Source organism: Demequina salsinemoris (genome assembly GCF_000974805.1).
GTDB classification, from domain to species: Bacteria; Actinomycetota; Actinomycetes; order Actinomycetales; family Demequinaceae; genus Demequina; species Demequina salsinemoris.
This window is the reverse complement of the sequence record NZ_BBQZ01000001.1, coordinates 291465-309228: the sequence shown is the minus strand read 5'-3', so window position 1 is coordinate 309228 and position 17764 is coordinate 291465. Positions and strand designations below refer to the sequence as shown.

Genomic DNA, 17764 nt, shown 5'->3' with positions numbered 1-17764 from the left:
CATGACCGACCGCACCGGCTCCCACAGCTACCGCGCCACCGGCACGCCCTCCTCGGGCGCGACCGTGACGCGGTACGACAGCGAGCGCCGCGGCCTCGCTGCGGGCGTCGAGCGCGGTCGCACGGCCATCGACCGCGGCGCGGAGGCGCTGCGACGGGCCTGGGACGCGGTGGACGGCACGGTCAGCCCCGCCGGCTGGCTGCTGCTCGGCGCGGCCGTCGCCGGTCTCGGAGCGGCGCTCGCCTGGCACTGGTCGGAGGGCGCGATCGTCGCCGCCGGCGCCGCGATGCTCCTGCTCGTGTGCGTGCCCTTCCTGCTCGGCACCCACACGTACGCCGTCGAGCTGGACCTCGAGCGCGATCGCGTCGTCGCCGGGACCGACCTGAGCGCGACCCTCGAGATCACCAACCGCGGCCGCAGATCGTCGCTGCCCGCGGTCCTCGACGTGCCCGTGGGCGACGGCCTCGTCGAGACCCAGGTGCCGTTCCTGCGTCCGCACGCGTCGCATCGGGAGACCCTCACCATCGGCGCAGCGCGACGCGGCATCATCAGCGTCGGGCCCATGACGATCGGGCGGGGCGACCCGCTCGGCGTGCTGCGCCGCGACCACACGTGGCCGGGAGAGCAGACCATCTACGTGCATCCCGTGACGACGTCCATCCCCTCGACCAGCGCGGGGCTCATCCGCGACCTCGAGGGTCAGGTGACGCGCACGATCGTCGACTCGGACCTGTCGTTCCATGCGATCCGCGAGTACCTTCCTGGCGACTCGCGCCGGCACGTGAACTGGAAGTCGACGGCCCGCACGGGGCGGCTGATGGTCCGCCAGTACGAGGAGACCAGGCGCTCCAGGATCGCCGTGGTCCTCGACCTGCACGCGGGCGCCTACGCCTCTGACGACGACTTCGAGATGGCCGTCTCCGTCGTCGCCTCGCTCGGCTCGCAGGCCGTCCGGGACGGCCGCGAGGTCGTGGTGGCGACGAGCGGCGAGATCGCTGACCAGGACCGCGGCAGGATCCACTCGCTCACGACCCTGCCGACCGTCTCCTCCCGCGCGCTCCTGGACGCGATGTGCCCGCTCGAGTCCGACGCCCACGTCATGCCGCTCGACCAGGTCGCCTCGATGACTCTGCAGGCCGCGCCCGAGCTGTCCCTCGTGTTCCTGGTCACGGGAGCACAGCACGCCTGGGCCGACCTCAGGCGCGCCGCGCTGTCGTTCCCCGCCGACGTCCAGGTCATCGTGGCGCGTTGCGAGACCGGGGCGGAGCCGTCCCTCAAGACCGCGCGCGAGATGCGGATCGCGACCGTGGGCATGCTGCCGGACCTCGGCCACCTGCTTCTGAGAGCGAGCGTGTGATGCCGCTTCCCTCTCCCCGTTCGCTCGCGCTGACGCTCGCCGCCGTCGCCGCGAGCGTCGCGCTCGCCGTGTGGTCGGCGTGGCCCGTGTACGAGACGCCTCGGCTCGTCATCGTGGCGGGCGTCGGCGCGGTGATCGGGGTCGGCCCCGCGCTGCTCACGAGGGCGCGCTCATGGAGCACGTGGGCAGGATCGGGCCTCGTCGTCGCCGCCTTCGCGGTGGCGGTCGTCCCCACGACGATGCCGGGATCGCTCAGCGACCCTGGCGGTCTCGCCGATGCGCTCGTCGCGGCCCTCGCGTCCGTCGTCACCGGCTGGAAGCACCTCCTCACGATCACCATCCCCGTCGGCGACTATCAGGCGCTGCTCGTTCCCTTCCTCGCCCTCGTCGCGGCATGCACATGGGGCGCGACCGTCCTCGCGACCGGGCGCGGCCGCACTGCGTCGCTCGCGGTCCTGCCGCTCCTCGCGATGCCCGCGTTCGGCATGGCGTTCGGCTCCTCGACTCCCGAGGCGTCGGCGCAGTGGGGCCCGTTCACCGTGCCGGAGCCGACGCGCGCGACGATCGTCGCCGCCGCCGTCGCGGTCTGCGCGGCCTGGCTGCTCGGCAGGGCCCGCCTGGACCGTTCGGACGCGCTGCGCATCGCACGGTCCCAGGCCGCGACCGTGCGGCGGCGCGGAGGCTCCATGAGCCTGGCCGCGCGCCGTCGGCTCGTCTCCACCGCCCTCATCGCCGCCGCCGTCTACGTGGGCCTCGGCATCGCGCCCGCGACCGTCGCCTCCGAGGACCGCACGGCGCTGCGCGACGAGGTGGTGCCCGCCTCCGTGATCGCCGCGCAGCCGAGCCCGCTCAGCGCGTACCGCTCGTGGTTCACGGACGCCTCCTACGACGCCGTGCTGCTCACGGTCTCGGGCGCGCTCGACGGCCAGCGGCTGCGCATCGCGACGCTCGACTCGTACGAGGGGCAGTCGTTCACCGTCGATGCGGACGCCGCCTCCTTCGCCCGCAGGCCCACCGTCCAGTCGGCCGACCTGACCGTCACGATCGGCCCGGCGTACACCGGCGTGTGGGTGCCCGTCGCCACCGCGTCGGGCGGTGCGCCCCGCTTCCTCGGCGCGCGCGCGAGCGAGCTCGCCGACGCCTACTACGCCGACGAGGACCTCGACACCGCGATGCTGGCGCTCGACACCGTCGACGCGGGGCTCGGCCTCGTCGCCGGCGACTCGTACACGATCGCGGCCACCGAGGACGACGGCACGGCGACGCTCGCCACGGCCACCGGCGGCGACGCCACCGTGAGCGAGGACGACTACCCGGCGCTTGCCGCCTGGGTCGACCAGCAGTCCGTGGGTCGCACCGGCGCCGACCTGATCGAGCTCGTGTCGCGGCTGAGGGAGCGCGGCTACCTGAGCCACGCCGCGCGCGAGGCGGGTGCCGAGTCCTGGATCGCCGACCTGTCCTCGCGCGGCCCGTACGTCTTCGAGCCCGTGCGCGCGGGACACACCAGCGCCCACGTCGAGGCGCTCTTCCAGAGCCTGCTCGACCAGGAGCTGCGCGCAGGAGACGACCCGTCCGACGAGCTGCTGGTCGCCGCCGTCGGCGACGACGAGAAGTTCGCGGCCTCCGCCGCGGTGCTGGCCCGCTATCTCGGCTTCGAGTCCCGCGTCGTCGTCGGCATCCGCCTGGGGCAGGCGGATGCCAGCGATGGGGTGCCGGCGTGCGACGGCACCTGCACCGGAGCGAACGTCACCGCGTGGGTCGAGGTCCGCGCCGACTCGACGGACGCCTGGACCGTCCTCGACGCGACGCCGCAGTTCGAGTCCACCCCGACCCGCATCCGACAGGGCGAGAGCCTGCCCCAGAACGCGACGGATGCGGACATGCCGGCGAGCGAGGTCATCGAGCCTCCCTCCGTCCAGGGCGACGAGACCGCGGACGCGGCCACGGACGACGAGGCGGCGCAGGAGGATGAGCCGGTCGCGCTGCGGATCGCGCTCGCGGGGCTCGCGCTCTCCCTGACGCTCGCGCTCCTGGCCGCACCGCTCCTCGTCCTGCCGGTGGCCAAGGTGATCCGGCGGTCCAGGCGCCGCCGCGCGAAGGTGCCCGAGGTCGCGGTGGTGGGCGCCTGGGAGGAGATGGTCGACGCGTACGTCGACGCGGGCCTCGACGTGCCCGAGCGTCTCACCCGCGGGGAGCTCGCGGACCTCCTCGAACGGGACCGCGCTCTCGTGCTCGCCGCCATGGCGGACCGCGCCGTCTTCGATCTCCACGCCCCGACGTCGGAGGCCGCGCGCGAGTCGTGGCGCCTCGTCGACGCCGAGCGCCAGGATCTTGCCCGGCGCGGGTCGCGGTGGCGGCGCCTGCGCGCCACTCTCAGCCTTCGTTCCGTGCTGCGCCGTGCCCGGCCAGCACCCCAGCCCGTACCCGCGCTCGTCAACACCGGCAGGCGGACGCATGCGCAGCACTGACCCACGAGGAGCCGCTCGATGACCACCCTTTCCCTCGCCGCCGTCACGCTCAGCGTCGGTGCGGCGACAGACGCAGGGCTCGTGCGCCCGCAGAACGAGGACTCCTACCTGGCGGACGGTCCCGCGTTCATCGTCGCCGACGGCATGGGCGGCTACGAGGCGGGCGACCAGGCCAGCGCCGCCGTCGTCGCCTCGTTCCACGACCTCGTGCCCGGCCCGGGCTACGGCACGTACGGCCAGGTCGAGGCGGCGCTGAGGGAGGCGAACGCCCGGGTCGCCAAGGTCGCCGCCGCGACCACGGTCGGCGCCGGGAGCACCGTCACCGGCATCGTCCTGACCGAGCATGAGGGACAGCCCGCCTGGCTCGTGCTCAACGTGGGCGACTCGCGGGTGTACCGCCACCGCGGCACTCAGCTCGAGCAGATCACCGTGGATCACTCGCTCGGCAGGGAGCTCGTCGACGCGGGCGAGATGCGCGAGGAGGAGCTGGCCTCCTTCGCCCACAGGAACGTCATCACCCGCGCGATCGGCGCGACCGACAGCGCCGCCGACGCGTGGCTCGTCCCCGCGATGAACGGGGAGCGGCTCCTGCTGTGCTCCGACGGTCTGTACGGGGAGGTCGCGGACGAGACGATCAGGGCGGTGCTGACGATGTCGGGCCGACCCGACGACGCCGCGCGACGCCTCGTCGGGCTCGCGAACGAGAGCGGCGGGCGCGACAACATCACGGTCGTGGTGGTCGACGTGCTGTCCGGCGCCGACGGCGCACGGGAGACCAGCACCGACGACGTCACCTCCGACACCCTGCGGACCCGCAAGTGACGACCGACGAAGGTCGGACGGAGCCGCCCTCCGATGACGACGAGACGATCGTGTCCCCGCGAGGCCCGGGCTCGGCGGCCTCGCCGGACCTCCCGACCGCCCAGCAGGACGATGCGGAGGTGGACCGCACGGTCGTGTCGCCTCGCCGCGGCGGCGGCAGGCAAGACGACGATGACGCGACGGTCCTCGCCTCGCGCTTCGCCGCGCCCACGCCGGACGCCCCGGAGCCTCTCGTCGTCAGGGCGCCGCGAAGGGCGCCGCAGGATCAGGACGCCACGCTCCCCGGCAGCCGCCGTGCGGTGCTGCGGGACGACAGGGTGGCGGGCCGTCGGCGCGTCATCGCTCCGCCGCCGACGCTCACGCTGCATGAGGGAGCCGGGCCCGCGACGAGGCCCGCGACCACCACGCCACCGTCCATCGCCGACGCTCCTGCGGGTCCTCCGTCGCCTGGCTCCCCTGAGATGCGGGCGCAGCGCGCCCGTCCAGCGGCCAGCGAGCTGCGCTCGGTCTCCCGACGCAGCAGACGCGGCGCACGCGCGACGATCGCCGCGCTGATCGTCGTCAGCGCCGTCTCCGGCATCGGACTGGTCGCCCTCGGAGTCGTCGCCGCGATCGTGCTCGGCTGACGCGGGGCGCGCAGGCGCCTACCAGCGCGCCCGGTGCATCGCCCATGCGGTGATGCCTGAGCACAGCACGATGGACATCCCGGTCCACCACACGAGGAACGTACTCATGTCGGCACCCCCTTCCCTCAGCTGGAGCCTTCACCTCGCTCATCGGCTCCCACCGGCCCGGCGACAGGAACCCGGGGGCGCCGTGACTGAAAGTCCACAGCCTGAGCACGGGGACGATGCGGTAGCGAGGTCGTCGTGACGGTGTGCGGGGCGGCATCGCTGTGGCGCGCCGCGAGCGCGCTGGCACCGCATCGTCCCTGAGCCCCCGCATCGTCCGCGGGCCCGCCCCGAGACGCACGAGAGCCCGGCCACCTGACGGTGACCGGGCTCTGCGTGGATCGAGCGACTAGTCGCGCGGGATGTCGAACTCCTCGAGGCGCACGGCCTCGCCGGTGCCCTCCGAGAAGTACTGGCCGTCCCACTCCTCGTACCCGAAGGACGGGAACAGGTTGGACTTGGCCTCCTCGGTCGGGTTGATCGTCGCCGTGCGGTACTGGGCGAGGCCCGTACCGGCGGGGATCAGCTTTCCGAGGATGACGTTCTCCTTCAGACCGATCAGCGGGTCCGACTTGCCGGACATCGCCGCCTCGGTGAGGACGCGCGTCGTCTCCTGGAACGAGGCCGCGGACAGCCACGAGTCGGTCGCGAGCGACGCCTTCGTGATGCCCATGAGCTCCGGACGGGCCGAGGCGGGCTTGCCGCCCGCGACGACGGTCGCACGGTTCGCCTGCTCGAAGCGGGCGCGCTCGACGAGCTCACCCGGCAGCAGCGGGGCGTCACCCGAGTCGAGCACCGTCACGCGACGGAGCATCTGACGGACGATGACCTCGATGTGCTTGTCGTGGATCTCCACACCCTGCGAGCGGTACACGTTCTGCACCTCGTCGACCAGGTGCTTCTGAGCCGCACGCGGGCCGAGGATGCGCAGGACGTTCTTCGGGTCCACGGCACCCGCGACGAGCTGCTGGCCGACCACGACGGACTCGCCGTCCTGGACCAGCAGGCGCGAACGCTTGGTGACCGGGTACTCGATCGGCTCGTCACCGTTGTCGGGCGTGACGATGAGACGACGGGTCGCCTCCGAGTCGTCCACGCGCAGCACACCGGCGACCTCGGAGATCGGGGCCTCACCCTTGGGGGTGCGGGCCTCGAAGAGCTCCTGGACACGCGGCAGACCCTGCGTGATGTCGTCAGCGGACGCCACACCACCGGTGTGGAACGTACGCATCGTCAGCTGGGTGCCGGGCTCACCGATCGACTGGGCCGCGACGATGCCGACGGCCTCGCCGATGTCCACCAGCTCGCGGGTCGCGAGCGAGCGGCCGTAGCACTTCGCGCAGGTACCGACGGCGGACTCGCAGGTGAGCACGGAGCGCACCTTGATCTCGTCGATGCCGGCGGCGATGAGCTGGTCGAGCATGACGTCGCCGATGTCCGACGCCGCCTTGCCGATGACGTTGCCGTCAGCGTCCTCGACGTCCGTGGCCAGCGTGCGGGCGAAGACCGAGGTCTCCACGCGCTCGTGCTTGACGCGCTCGCCCGAGCCGAGCACCTGGGCGATCGGCATCTTGAGGCCGCGCTCGGTGCCGCAGTCCTCCTCGCGGACGATGACGTCCTGCGACACGTCGACCAGACGACGGGTCAGGTAGCCCGAGTCCGCAGTACGGAGAGCCGTGTCCGCGAGACCCTTGCGGGCGCCGTGCGTCGCGATGAAGTACTCGAGGACCGAGAGGCCCTCGCGGTAGTTCGACTTGATCGGACGCGGGATGATCTCACCCTTCGGGTTCGCCACCAGGCCGCGCATACCGGCGATCTGACGCACCTGCATCCAGTTACCACGGGCACCCGAGCCGACCATCGTGTGGACGGTGTTGTACTCCGGGAAGGAGGCACGCATCTCGCGGTCGACCTCGTTCGTCGCCTGCGTCCAGATCTCGATGAGCTCCTGACGGCGCTCGTCGTCGGTGATCAGACCGGTGTCGAACTGGTCCTGGACCTTCTCGGCCTGAGCCTCGTAGCGAGCCAGGATCTCCTGCTTCTTGGCGGGAGTCGCGACGTCGCTGATGGCGATCGAGACGCCCGAGCGGGTCGCCCAGTAGAAGCCGGCCTCCTTGAGCGCGTCGAGCGAGGCGGCGACCTCGACCTTCGGGTACCGCTCCGCGAGGGTGTTGACGATGTCGCCCAGCACCTTCTTGTCGACGTTGCGGTTCACGTAGGGGTAGGACACGGGAAGGGTGCCGTTGAACAGCGACCGACCCAGCGTCGTCTCGAGCATGAACGGCTCGCCCTCGACGTAGCCCTCGGGCGCCACCCAGCCGCGCGGCGGGACGGTGTCACCGTCGACGCGGAGCTGGATCTGCGTGTTGAGGGTGATGTCGCCGGCGTCGAGCGCCATGATCGCCTCGGCCTCGGTACCGAACACGCGGCCCTCACCCTTGCTGCCCGGCTTGAGCAGCGACAGGTGGTACAGACCGATGATCATGTCCTGCGAGGGCATGGTCACCGGACGGCCGTCCGACGGCTTGAGGATGTTGTTCGAGGACAGCATCAGGATGCGGGCCTCGGCCTGCGCCTCCGCCGACAGGGGCAGGTGCACAGCCATCTGGTCACCGTCGAAGTCGGCGTTGAACGCGCCGCAGACGAGCGGGTGCAGGTGGATGGCCTTGCCCTCGACCAGCTGGGGCTCGAACGCCTGGATGCCCAGACGGTGCAGGGTGGGCGCACGGTTCAGCAGGACCGGGTGCTCGCGGATGACCTCCTCGAGCACGTCCCAGACCTCGGAACGCGAACGCTCGACCATGCGCTTGGCCGACTTGATGTTCTGCGCGTGGTTGAGCTCCACGAGGCGCTTCATCACGAACGGCTTGAACAGCTCGAGCGCCATCTGCTTGGGCAGACCGCACTGGTGCAGCTTGAGCTTCGGGCCGACCACGATGACCGAACGGCCCGAGTAGTCGACGCGCTTGCCGAGCAGGTTCTGACGGAAGCGACCCTGCTTGCCCTTGAGCATGTCGGAGATCGACTTCAGCGGACGGTTGCCGGGGCCCGTGACGGGGCGACCACGACGGCCGTTGTCGAACAGCGCGTCAACGGCCTCCTGCAGCATGCGCTTCTCGTTGTTCACGATGATCTCGGGGGCACCGAGGTCGAGCAGACGCTTGAGGCGGTTGTTGCGGTTGATGACGCGGCGGTACAGGTCGTTGAGGTCGGAGGTCGCGAAGCGGCCACCGTCCAGCTGCACCATCGGACGCAGGTCCGGCGGGATGACCGGGACGGCGTCCAGGACCATGCCCACGGGCGAGTTGGTCGTCGTGAGGAACGCGTTGACCACCTTGAGGCGCTTGAGCGCACGGGTCTTCCGCTGGCCCTTGCCGTTGGCGATGATGTCGCGCAGCAGCTCGGCCTCGGCCTCGAGGTCGAAGTCCTTCAGGCGCTGCTGAATGGCCTCGGCACCCATGGAGCCCTTGAAGTACGAGCCGTAGCGACGCGAGAGCTCACGGTAGAGCAGCTCGTCGCCCTCGAGGTCCTGGACCTTGAGGGACGCGAAGCGGTCGAACACCGCGTCGAGGCGCTCGATCTCGGCGTCCGCGCGCTTGCGCAGGTTCGCCATCTCGCGCTCGGCGCCGTCCTTGACCTTGCGCTTCACGTCGGCCTTGGCACCCTCGGCCTCGAGCTCGGCGATGTCCTTCTCGAGCTTCTCGGCACGGTTGTTGATGTCCACGTCGCGCTGGTTGGCGATGAACTTCTTCTCCTTCTCCAGCTCGTTGCGGAGCTGGGGAAGGTCCTCGTGGCGGCCGTCCTCGTCCACCGACGTGACCATGTACGCCGCGAAGTAGATGACCTTCTCCAGGTCCTTCGGGGCGAGGTCGAGCAGGTAGCCGAGGCGCGACGGGACGCCCTTGAAGTACCAGATGTGGGTGACGGGCGCGGCCAGCTCGATGTGGCCCATGCGCTCGCGACGCACCTTGGAACGGGTGACCTCCACGCCGCATCGCTCACAGACGATGCCGCGGTAGCGGACACGCTTGTACTTGCCGCAGCCGCACTCCCAGTCGCGGGTCGGGCCGAAGATCTTCTCGCAGAAGAGTCCGTCCTTCTCAGGCTTCAGGGTGCGGTAGTTGATGGTCTCGGGCTTCTTGACCTCGCCGTGGGACCACTCGCGGATCTGCTCCGCGCTGGCCAGACCGATGCGGAGGTCGCCGAACTCGTTGACGTCGAGCACTGTCGATTCCTTACCTCTCGAAAGATCAGATCTCGTCGACGCTCGAGGCGTCGGGGCGGCTGGACAGGGAGATGCCGAGCGACTCGGCGGCCTGGTACGCGTCCTCGTCGGACTCGCGCATCTCGATCACGGAGCCGTCATGGCTCAGGACCTCGACGTTCAGGCAGAGGGACTGCATCTCCTTCATCAGCACGCGGAAGGACTCCGGAAGGCCCGGCTCGGGGATGTTCTGCCCCTTGACGATGGCCTCGTAGACCTTGACACGACCGGTGACGTCGTCGGACTTGATGGTCAGCAGCTCCTGGAGGGCGTACGCGGCGCCATAAGCCTCGAGCGCCCACACCTCCATCTCACCGAAGCGCTGGCCGCCGAACTGCGCCTTACCGCCCAGCGGCTGCTGGGTGATCATCGAGTACGGACCGGTGGAACGGGCGTGGATCTTGTCGTCCACCAGGTGGTGAAGCTTCAGGATGTACTTGTAGCCCACCGTGATCGGCTCGGGGAACGGCTCGCCGGAGCGGCCGTCGAAGAGCTGCGCCTTGCCGTTCTCGTTGACCAGGCGGTCACCGTCACGGTTCGGGTTGATGTGCTCACGGAGACCGTTGAGGACGTCCTCGTGCAGACCGTCGAACACCGGGGTGGCGATCGGGTTGCCCGGCTCCGCCTTGCGCGCGCCGTCGGGCAGGTGGTCGGTCCACTCGCCCGTGGCGTCGGTGGCGTCCCAGCCGTTCTTCGCGAGCCAGCCCGAGTGCGTCTCGAGGATCTGACCGACGTTCATACGGCCGGGGACACCCAGCGGGTTCAGGATGACGTCGACCGGCGTGCCGTCCGCGAGGAACGGCATGTCCTCCTGCGGCAGGATCGTCGAGATGACGCCCTTGTTGCCGTGGCGGCCGGCGAGCTTGTCGCCCTCCATGATCTTGCGACGCTGCGCGATGTAGACGCGGACCAGCTGGTTCACGCCTGCGGGCAGGTCGTCGCCGTCCTCCTCGGTGAAGACGCGGACACCGATGACGGTGCCGGACTCGCCGTGGGGGACCTTGAGGGACGTGTCGCGCACCTCGCGGGCCTTCTCGCCGAAGATCGCGCGCAGCAGGCGCTCCTCCGGGGTCAGCTCGGTCTCACCCTTCGGGGTGACCTTGCCGACGAGGACGTCACCGGCACGGACCTCGGCGCCGATGCGGACGATGCCGCGCTCGTCGAGGTCGGCGAGCACCTCCTCCGAGGCGTTCGGGATGTCGCGGGTGATCTCCTCCGGGCCGAGCTTGGTGTCGCGGGCGTCGACCTCGTGCTCCTCGATGTGGATCGAGGAGAGGACGTCGTCCTGCACCATGCGCTGCGAGAGGATGATCGCGTCCTCGTAGTTGTGGCCTTCCCAGCACATGAACGCGACGAGCACGTTGCGGCCGAGCGCGAGGTCGCCCTCGTCGGTGGCGGGGCCATCGGCGATGACCGAGCCCTGGACCAGGACGTCGCCCTCGTTGACGAGGACGCGCTGGTTGTAGCTGGTGCCCTGGTTCGAGCGCTCGAACTTGGCCACGCGGTACGAGCCGGTGGTGCCGTCGTCGTTGGCGACGGTGACCAGGTCGGCGTTCACCTCGGTGACGACGCCCGGCTTGCTCGCCACGACCACGTCACCGGCGTCGACCGCCGCGCGACGCTCCATGCCGGTGCCGACCAGCGGCGCCTCGGAGCGGACCAGCGGCACGGCCTGGCGCTGCATGTTCGCACCCATGAGGGCGCGGTTCGCGTCGTCGTGCTCGAGGAACGGGATGAGGGCGGTCGCGACCGACACCATCTGGCGCGGCGAGACGTCCATGTAGTCCACGCCGTCCTTCGGGACGTCCTCGGTGTCACCACCGCGGCCACGGACCAGCACGCGGTCCTCGACGAAGAAGCCCTTCTCGTCGAGCGGGGCGTTCGCCTGGGCGATCACGAAGTGGTCCTCGTCGTCCGCCGTGAGGTAGTCGACCTGGTCCGTGACCTGGCCCTTGACGACCTTGCGGTACGGGGTCTCGACGAAGCCGAGCGGGTTGATGCGACCGAACGACGCGAGCGAGCCGATCAGACCGATGTTCGGACCCTCAGGGGTCTCGATCGGGCACATGCGGCCGTAGTGCGACGGGTGGACGTCACGGACCTCCATGCCGGCGCGGTCGCGCGAGAGACCGCCCGGGCCGAGCGCCGAGAGGCGGCGCTTGTGGGTCAGACCCGCGAGCGGGTTGTTCTGGTCCATGAACTGCGACAGCTGCGACGTGCCGAAGAACTCGCGGATCGCGGCGACGACGGGACGCGTGTTGATGAGCGTCTGCGGCGTGATGGCCTCGACGTCCTGCGTCGTCATGCGCTCGCGCACCACGCGCTCCATGCGCGACAGGCCGGTGCGGATCTGGTTCTGGATCAGCTCGCCGACCGCGCGGATGCGACGGTTGCCGAAGTGGTCGATGTCGTCCGTCTCCACCTGGAGCTCGGTCTCACCGATCGTGAGCGTCTTCATGCCCGCGTGCGCCGCTGCGATGTACTTGACGGTCGCGACGATGTCGTCGACGCCGAGGGTCGAGTCGCCGAGGGCCTTGCCCACGCCGAGCTTCTTGTTCAGCTTGAAGCGGCCGACCTTCGCGAGGTCGTAGCGCTTGGAGTTGAAGTAGAAGTTGTCGAGCAGGTTCTGACCAGCCTCGACCGTCGGGGGCTCGCCCGGACGGAGCTTGCGGTACAGGTCGACGAGCGCCTCGTCCTGCGCGTGGACGGTGTCCTTGGACAGGGTGTCGAGGACGGCCGGGAAGTCAGCGAACTCCTCGGCGATCTGCTCGTCGGTGAGGCCCAGCGCCTTGAGGAACAGGGTGACGGGCTGCTTGCGCTTGCGGTCGACGCGGACGCCGACGGCGTCACGCTTGTCGATCTCGAACTCGAGCCATGCGCCGCGCGAGGGGATGACCTTCGCGGTGAAGATGTCCTTGTCGGACGTCTTGTCGGGGGTGCGCTCGAAGTACACGCCGGGCGAGCGGACCAGCTGGGAGACGACGACGCGCTCCGTGCCGTTCACGATGAACGTGCCGCGCTCGCTCATGAGCGGGAAGTCGCCCATGAAGACGGTCTGCGACTTGATCTCGCCCGTGGTGTTGTTCATGAACTCCGCGGTCACGAACAGCTGCGCGGAGTAGGTGAAGTCCTTCTCCTTGCACTCCTCGGGAGTGTGGCGCGGCTCCTCGAAGTACGGGTCCGAGAAGCTCAGCGACATGGTCTGAGCGAAGTCCTCGATCGGAGAGATCTCCTCGAAGATCTCCTGGAGTCCGGCAACCTCCGGGACGTCGTTGCGGCCCGCTTCCTTGGCGGCTGCGACGCGGTCCTGCCAGAGCTGGTTGCCGAGCAGCCAGTCGAAGGACTCGGTCTGCAGACCGATAAGGTTGGGAACCCCGATCGGCTCAGCAAGCTGAGCGAAGGAGATGCGTCGAGACGCGGAGCGGTTGGAGATGGCGGTTGCCGAAGGGGTGCGCGAGGCAGCCAAGGGCGGGTCCTTCCCTGTGATGATCGTGCGTGTACACGTCGTCCAGCCACGGCTCCACCGGATCCCGGGGCGTTTCCGTCGGGTGACGGTCGCACGCCGGGTAGGCATCTGAGGGCAAGGCAAAAGACAGCGCGGTCGCTAGACTAGCGCGGAAACAAGTGATTGTCCACCTCGTTGCGCCGCTCGTCAAGGGTGCCGCGCGGGTCGGTGCAGAAGTGTCACCAAGTTCACGATCGCTTGTGGATACGGCTCCCACCGTATCGGGCCTGATCAGCGCGCGCTCGGCGACGCATCGTCCAGGCGCCCCTCCCCCATGCGCTGCGCACGGATTCCCGTGCGACGCGCGGGCGTGTCGCACGATCCGTCGGCGTGTCGACGGGGTGTCGGATCCGGATCCGTGCGGGGTGCATGGCAGCCGGCGAGGACGGACCTCGCCCCGCCTCGCGCCGACAGTCTGAACCAATCTCAGGTCCGACACGCCAGCGTGGCGAGGGTCGTCACGGCGCGTCGCGGGAGTGTCGCGGTTGAGATTGGTTCGACATGCCGGCGGCAGGGCGCTCGCACGGCGACGATGCGGCCGCTGATCGGCGGAGCAGGGACGATGCGGGTCGCACCGGAGCGCTTCCATGGACGATGCCGTGCCCGGGTGAGGATTCTGGCGAGGGCAGGATTCGCATCGTCCAGGCGGAAGGACTGTCCGGTCAGAAGGACGGTCTTGGCGGGAAGACGAAGGCCGGGCCACCCCGCGAGGGGTGACCCGGCCTTGAGTCAAGCAGCGGCTATGCCGCGCGCAGCGCGGCGCCGCGGGAATTACTTGAGCTCGACGGTGGCGCCGGCGGCCTCGAGGGCCTCCTTGGCCTTCTCGGCGTCCTCCTTCTTGGCGCCCTCAAGGACGGCCTTCGGGGCACCGTCGACAAGAGCCTTGGCCTCACCGAGGCCGAGCGACGTGAGCGCGCGCACCTCCTTGATGACCTGGATCTTCTTGTCGCCGACGGCGGCGAGGATGACGTCGAACTCGTCCTTCTCCTCGACCTCGGCAGCGGCCTCGCCCGCGGGGGCGGCGGCAACGGCGACGGCGGCCGGGGCGGCGGCGGTGACCTCGAAGGTCTCCTCGAACGCCTTCACGAACTCGGACAGCTCGATGAGGGTGAGCTCCTTGAACGCGTCGATGAGCTCGGCGGTGGTGAGCTTAGCCATGATGACTTCCTAACTTTCAGCCTGCGTGAAGCAGAGGTGTGTAGTGGGGTGCGGCCCTTAGGCCGCGTCTTCCTGCTTCGCACGCAGGGCGTCTGCGGCGCGCGCTGCCTGAGCGAGCGGCGCCTGGAACAGGTACGCAGCACCAAAGAGCGACGCCTTCATGGCGCCGGCTGCCTTGGCGAGGAGCACCTCGCGGGACTCGAGGTCCGCCAGCTTGTTGATCTCGTCAGCCGAGATCGCATTGCCGTCGAGAACGCCGCCCTTGATGATGAGCTTGTCGTTCGCCTTGGCAAAAGCCTTCAGACCCTTTGCAGCCGCCACCGGGTCACCGGTGACGAACGCAATGGCCGAGGGGCCGGACAGGAGGTCATCGAGACCCTCCACGCCTGCATCCTTGGCCGCGAGCGCCGTGAGAGTGTTCTTGGCGACCGTGTAGGTCGCCTCTCCGCGGAGCGCCACGCGCAGCTCGGCGAGCTGCGGGACGCTGAGGCCGCGGTACTCGGTGATCATGACAGCGTTGGAGGCACGGAACTGGTCCGCGAGCTCCTTGACTGCCGCCACCTTCTCGGGCGTCGCCATAGTTGTCCTTTCAGGGAAAGTGACCGCCGGTGCCCGCCCCACATACAGGAAAGGCCCCGCGCAGGCGGGGCCGTGGCTCACACGCGCCGAACACACGAAAGGCGGCCGCAAGGCCGCCCAAGGGTTCGCACACGGAGTGCTACTTTCTCACCTGCGCCGGTCCCCACCTCAGTGGAGCTTCGGTCGTTCCTGGCGAACCAGATCCGACAACCCGCGGTCTTGGGCGTGGCAACTCTACGTGACGCCCCCAGCAAACGCAAATCGGGCCCGACCCCCTGAAGGGTCGGGCCCGATATCGCGTCAGACGCGCGAGGCTTACGCCTCGGTCTTCGCGAGGGCGTCCACGGGGATGCCGGGGCCCTGCGTCGCGGAGATCGCGGTCTTGATGATGTAGCGACCCTTCGAGGCCGACGGCTTCACACGCATGATCTCGTCGAGCACGGCCTGGAAGTTCTCGGCGAGCTTCTGCTCACCGAACGAGGCCTTGCCGAGGATGGTGTGAAGGTTCGCGTGCTTGTCGACACGGAACTCGATCTTTCCGCCCTTGATCTCGGTGACGGCCTTCACCACGTCCATGGTGACCGTACCGGTCTTGGGGTTCGGCATGAGGCCGCGGGGACCGAGCACCTTGCCCAGTCGGCCGACCTTGCCCATGAGGTCCGGCGTCGCGACGACGACGTCGAAGTCCTGGCGGCCGTCGGCCACCTCGGCGATGAGCTCATCGCCGCCGACGATGTCGGCGCCCGCCTCGCGAGCGGCATCCGCCTTGTCACCATTGGCGAAGACCAGGACCCGAGCGGTCTTGCCGGTGCCGTGAGGCAGGATGACGGTGGAACGGACCATCTGGTCGGCGTGACGCGGGTCGACGCCGAGCTTGAACACGACGTCGATGGTCGAGTCGGTGTTCTTGGAGCCCGTCTTGATCGCGAGGCCGACGGCCTCGGTGGGGGTGTAGAGCTGGCTACGGTCGACGAGCTGGGCTGCGTCGCGGTAAGCCTTGGAGCGCGTGGTCATCTGCTTGTCCTTTGCAGTCGTGGTGGCGGGCCCAACGCGGCCCTCCCACTGGATGTCTGTATGCGGTCTTACTCGACCGTGATGCCCATGGAGCGGGCGGTGCCGGCGATGATCTTCGCCGCGGCGTCGATGTCGTTCGCGTTGAGGTCCTGCATCTTCATCTCCGCGATCTCGCGCACCTGAGCGTCGGTCAGCGAGCCGACCTTCTGCGTGTGCGGAACGCCCGAGCCCTTGGCGACGCCGGCAGCCTTCTTGATGAGCTGCGAGGCCGGAGGGGTCTTCGTGATGAACGTGAAGGAACGGTCCTCGTAGACCGTGATCTCCACGGGGATGATGTTGCCACGCTGCGACTCGGTGGCCGCGTTGTAGGCCTTGCAGAACTCCATGATGTTCACGCCGTGCTGGCCCAGTGCGGGGCCGACAGGCGGAGCAGGGTTCGCGGCACCGGCCTGGATCTGAAGCTTGATCAGGCCGGCAACCTTCTTCTTAGGGGCTGCCATGTTGTTTCGGGTCCTTTACTTGCTTGAATGACGGCTGGCCGCCGCCATGTGCGTCGTTCGACTAGAGCTTCTGCACCTGGTTGAACGACAGCTCGACCGGGGTCTCCCGGCCGAAGATGGAGACGAGGACGTGGAGCTTCTGGCTCTCCACGCTGATCTCGGAAATCGTGCCCGGCAGGGTCGCGAAGGGGCCGTCGATGACGGTGATCGACTCGCCGACCTCGAAGTCGACCTCGACGGTCGGCTTCGACGGGGCGGCCTCGCCGCTCTCGTCGGACGTGCCAGCGGCCTCGGTCTCGGGGCCGACGAGCATGCTGTACACCTCGTCGATGGTCAGCGGCACGGGCTGGTGCGCGTGGCCGACGAAGCCGGTGACGCCGGGCGTGTTGCGCACGGTGCCCCACGACTCGTCGTCGAGGTACATGCGGACCAGCACGTATCCGGGCATCCGCACGCGGGTGACCTTCTTGCGCTGGCCGTTCTTGATCTCGGCGACCTCCTCCATCGGCACCTCGACCTGGAAGATGTGATCCTCCATGTTGAGGCTCTCGCGACGGTGCTCGATCGCCTGCTTGACGCGCTTCTCGTGGCCCGAGTAGCTGTGGATGACGAACCAGTCGCCCTCCTGCATGCGCAGCGAGGCGCGCAGGTCCTCGTCCATCGCGGGCTCGGCCTCCTCGGCCATGGCGGCCTCCTCGGCGGGGGCCTCGGGCTCCGCGGGCACGGTGTCGTCGTCGCCGGTCACGATGGCGTCGATCGGGGCGTCGCCGAGGTCGGCCTCGTCGACCGCGGGGACGGTGTCCTCGTCCACGGTCTCGACGGCGCTCAGCGCCTCGTCGATCTTCTCGTCACTCACGGTCTCTCGACTCCTTCACTACTCGGCTAGTCGCCGAACACCAATGACGCGCCCCACCCGAACACGAAGTCGAGCGAGAACGCGAGCGCCATCATCACCGCGACGAATCCCAGGACCACGCCGATGAGACGGATCCACTCGGGAACCGTGGGCGTCACGACCAGGCGGAGCTGGGAGACCACCTGGCGCACGAACAGCGCGATGCGACCGAAGATGTTCCGGCCCTCGCGCGACTCGTGGCGCGGGTCCTTATCTCCAGTGTCGGTCACGACGGATTCGCTCACCGAGAATTCCTTTGCTTGCGTGGTGTGGAGGGTGCGTCGCGGAGGACGCGTCCGCTGAACGCAGGGCAGGAGGGACTCGAACCCCCAACCGTCGGTTTTGGAGACCGATGCGCTACCAATTGCGCCACTGCCCTTCGGGGGTTGGGCCCCGAGGCTCTTGACCACCTGTCCGCACCAGGGCGCGGACCATCATGGCTACTGTCAAGTGCCGAGGAGCCATAGTACGCGATCTCCGTCCGAGATGCGAACCCGGTCCCCAGGCGCCCGCATCGTCGCGAACGCCGTT

The 17764-nt window shown here is 69.3% G+C and carries 12 protein-coding genes and 1 tRNA gene; 4 read left to right on the top strand and 9 right to left on the bottom strand.

The window, feature by feature from the left end; genetic code table 11:
• Window position 1 precedes the first annotated feature (1 nt).
• Genes AOP78_RS01390 through AOP78_RS01375 form a run of 4 tightly spaced genes read left to right on the top strand, consistent with a single transcriptional unit; the run spans window position 2 to window position 5273 of the window.
• Window positions 2-1357: a DUF58 domain-containing protein gene (locus tag AOP78_RS01390; protein WP_062200723.1), complete on the top strand. Its 1356-nt coding sequence runs from the start codon at window positions 2-4 to the stop codon at window positions 1355-1357.
• Window positions 1357-3825 (top strand): transglutaminase-like domain-containing protein, encoded by a 2469-nt coding sequence (locus tag AOP78_RS01385; RefSeq protein WP_062200722.1) that lies wholly within the window; start codon window positions 1357-1359, stop codon window positions 3823-3825. Before AOP78_RS01390 ends, AOP78_RS01385 begins: the two co-directional genes overlap by 1 nt.
• A gap of 18 nt (window positions 3826-3843) precedes the next feature.
• The gene (locus AOP78_RS01380; protein ID WP_062200721.1) at window positions 3844-4647 is read left to right on the top strand and encodes a PP2C family protein-serine/threonine phosphatase; all 804 of its coding nucleotides are present in this window, start codon (window positions 3844-3846) and stop codon (window positions 4645-4647) included.
• Window positions 4644-5273, top strand: a complete 630-nt coding sequence (locus tag AOP78_RS01375; protein ID WP_062200720.1) for a hypothetical protein — start codon at window positions 4644-4646, stop codon at window positions 5271-5273. The genes AOP78_RS01380 and AOP78_RS01375 overlap by 4 nt, the downstream gene beginning before the upstream one ends.
• 394 nt (window positions 5274-5667) lie before the next feature.
• On the opposite strand, the gene AOP78_RS01370 is transcribed toward AOP78_RS01375, so the two are convergent.
• The 9 genes from AOP78_RS01370 to AOP78_RS01330 all read right to left on the bottom strand — a co-directional run bounded on the left by AOP78_RS01370 (window position 5668) and on the right by AOP78_RS01330 (window position 17612).
• The gene (locus tag AOP78_RS01370; protein WP_062200719.1) at window positions 5668-9543 is read right to left on the bottom strand and encodes a DNA-directed RNA polymerase subunit beta'; all 3876 of its coding nucleotides are present in this window, start codon (window positions 9541-9543) and stop codon (window positions 5668-5670) included.
• Between the two features lie 25 nt (window positions 9544-9568).
• Window positions 9569-13048 carry a DNA-directed RNA polymerase subunit beta gene (gene rpoB / locus AOP78_RS01365; protein ID WP_062200718.1) on the bottom strand — a complete coding sequence of 1160 codons (3480 nt, stop codon included), beginning with the start codon at window positions 13046-13048 and terminating at the stop codon, window positions 9569-9571.
• Window positions 13049-13858: 810 nt separating this feature from the next.
• On the bottom strand, window positions 13859-14245 hold the full coding sequence (gene rplL, locus AOP78_RS01360) for a 50S ribosomal protein L7/L12 (protein ID WP_062200717.1): 387 nt from the start codon (window positions 14243-14245) through the stop codon (window positions 13859-13861).
• A gap of 57 nt (window positions 14246-14302) precedes the next feature.
• Entirely contained in the window at window positions 14303-14824 is a 522-nt protein-coding gene (gene rplJ, locus AOP78_RS01355; RefSeq protein WP_062200716.1) for a 50S ribosomal protein L10, read from the bottom strand.
• Between the two features lie 315 nt (window positions 14825-15139).
• Window positions 15140-15838, bottom strand: a complete 699-nt coding sequence (rplA, locus tag AOP78_RS01350) for a 50S ribosomal protein L1 (RefSeq protein WP_062200715.1) — start codon at window positions 15836-15838, stop codon at window positions 15140-15142.
• A gap of 68 nt (window positions 15839-15906) precedes the next feature.
• On the bottom strand, window positions 15907-16338 hold the full coding sequence (gene rplK, locus AOP78_RS01345; RefSeq protein ID WP_062200714.1) for a 50S ribosomal protein L11: 432 nt from the start codon (window positions 16336-16338) through the stop codon (window positions 15907-15909).
• A gap of 61 nt (window positions 16339-16399) precedes the next feature.
• Window positions 16400-17194 (bottom strand): transcription termination/antitermination protein NusG, encoded by a 795-nt coding sequence (nusG, locus tag AOP78_RS01340; protein ID WP_062200713.1) that lies wholly within the window; start codon window positions 17192-17194, stop codon window positions 16400-16402.
• Between the two features lie 26 nt (window positions 17195-17220).
• Window positions 17221-17478, bottom strand: coding sequence for a preprotein translocase subunit SecE (secE, locus tag AOP78_RS01335; protein WP_083979669.1), 258 nt, complete (start codon window positions 17476-17478; stop codon window positions 17221-17223).
• A 61-nt stretch (window positions 17479-17539) separates the two neighbouring features.
• Window positions 17540-17612 (bottom strand) — tRNA-Trp (locus tag AOP78_RS01330).
• Window positions 17613-17764 lie beyond the last annotated feature (152 nt).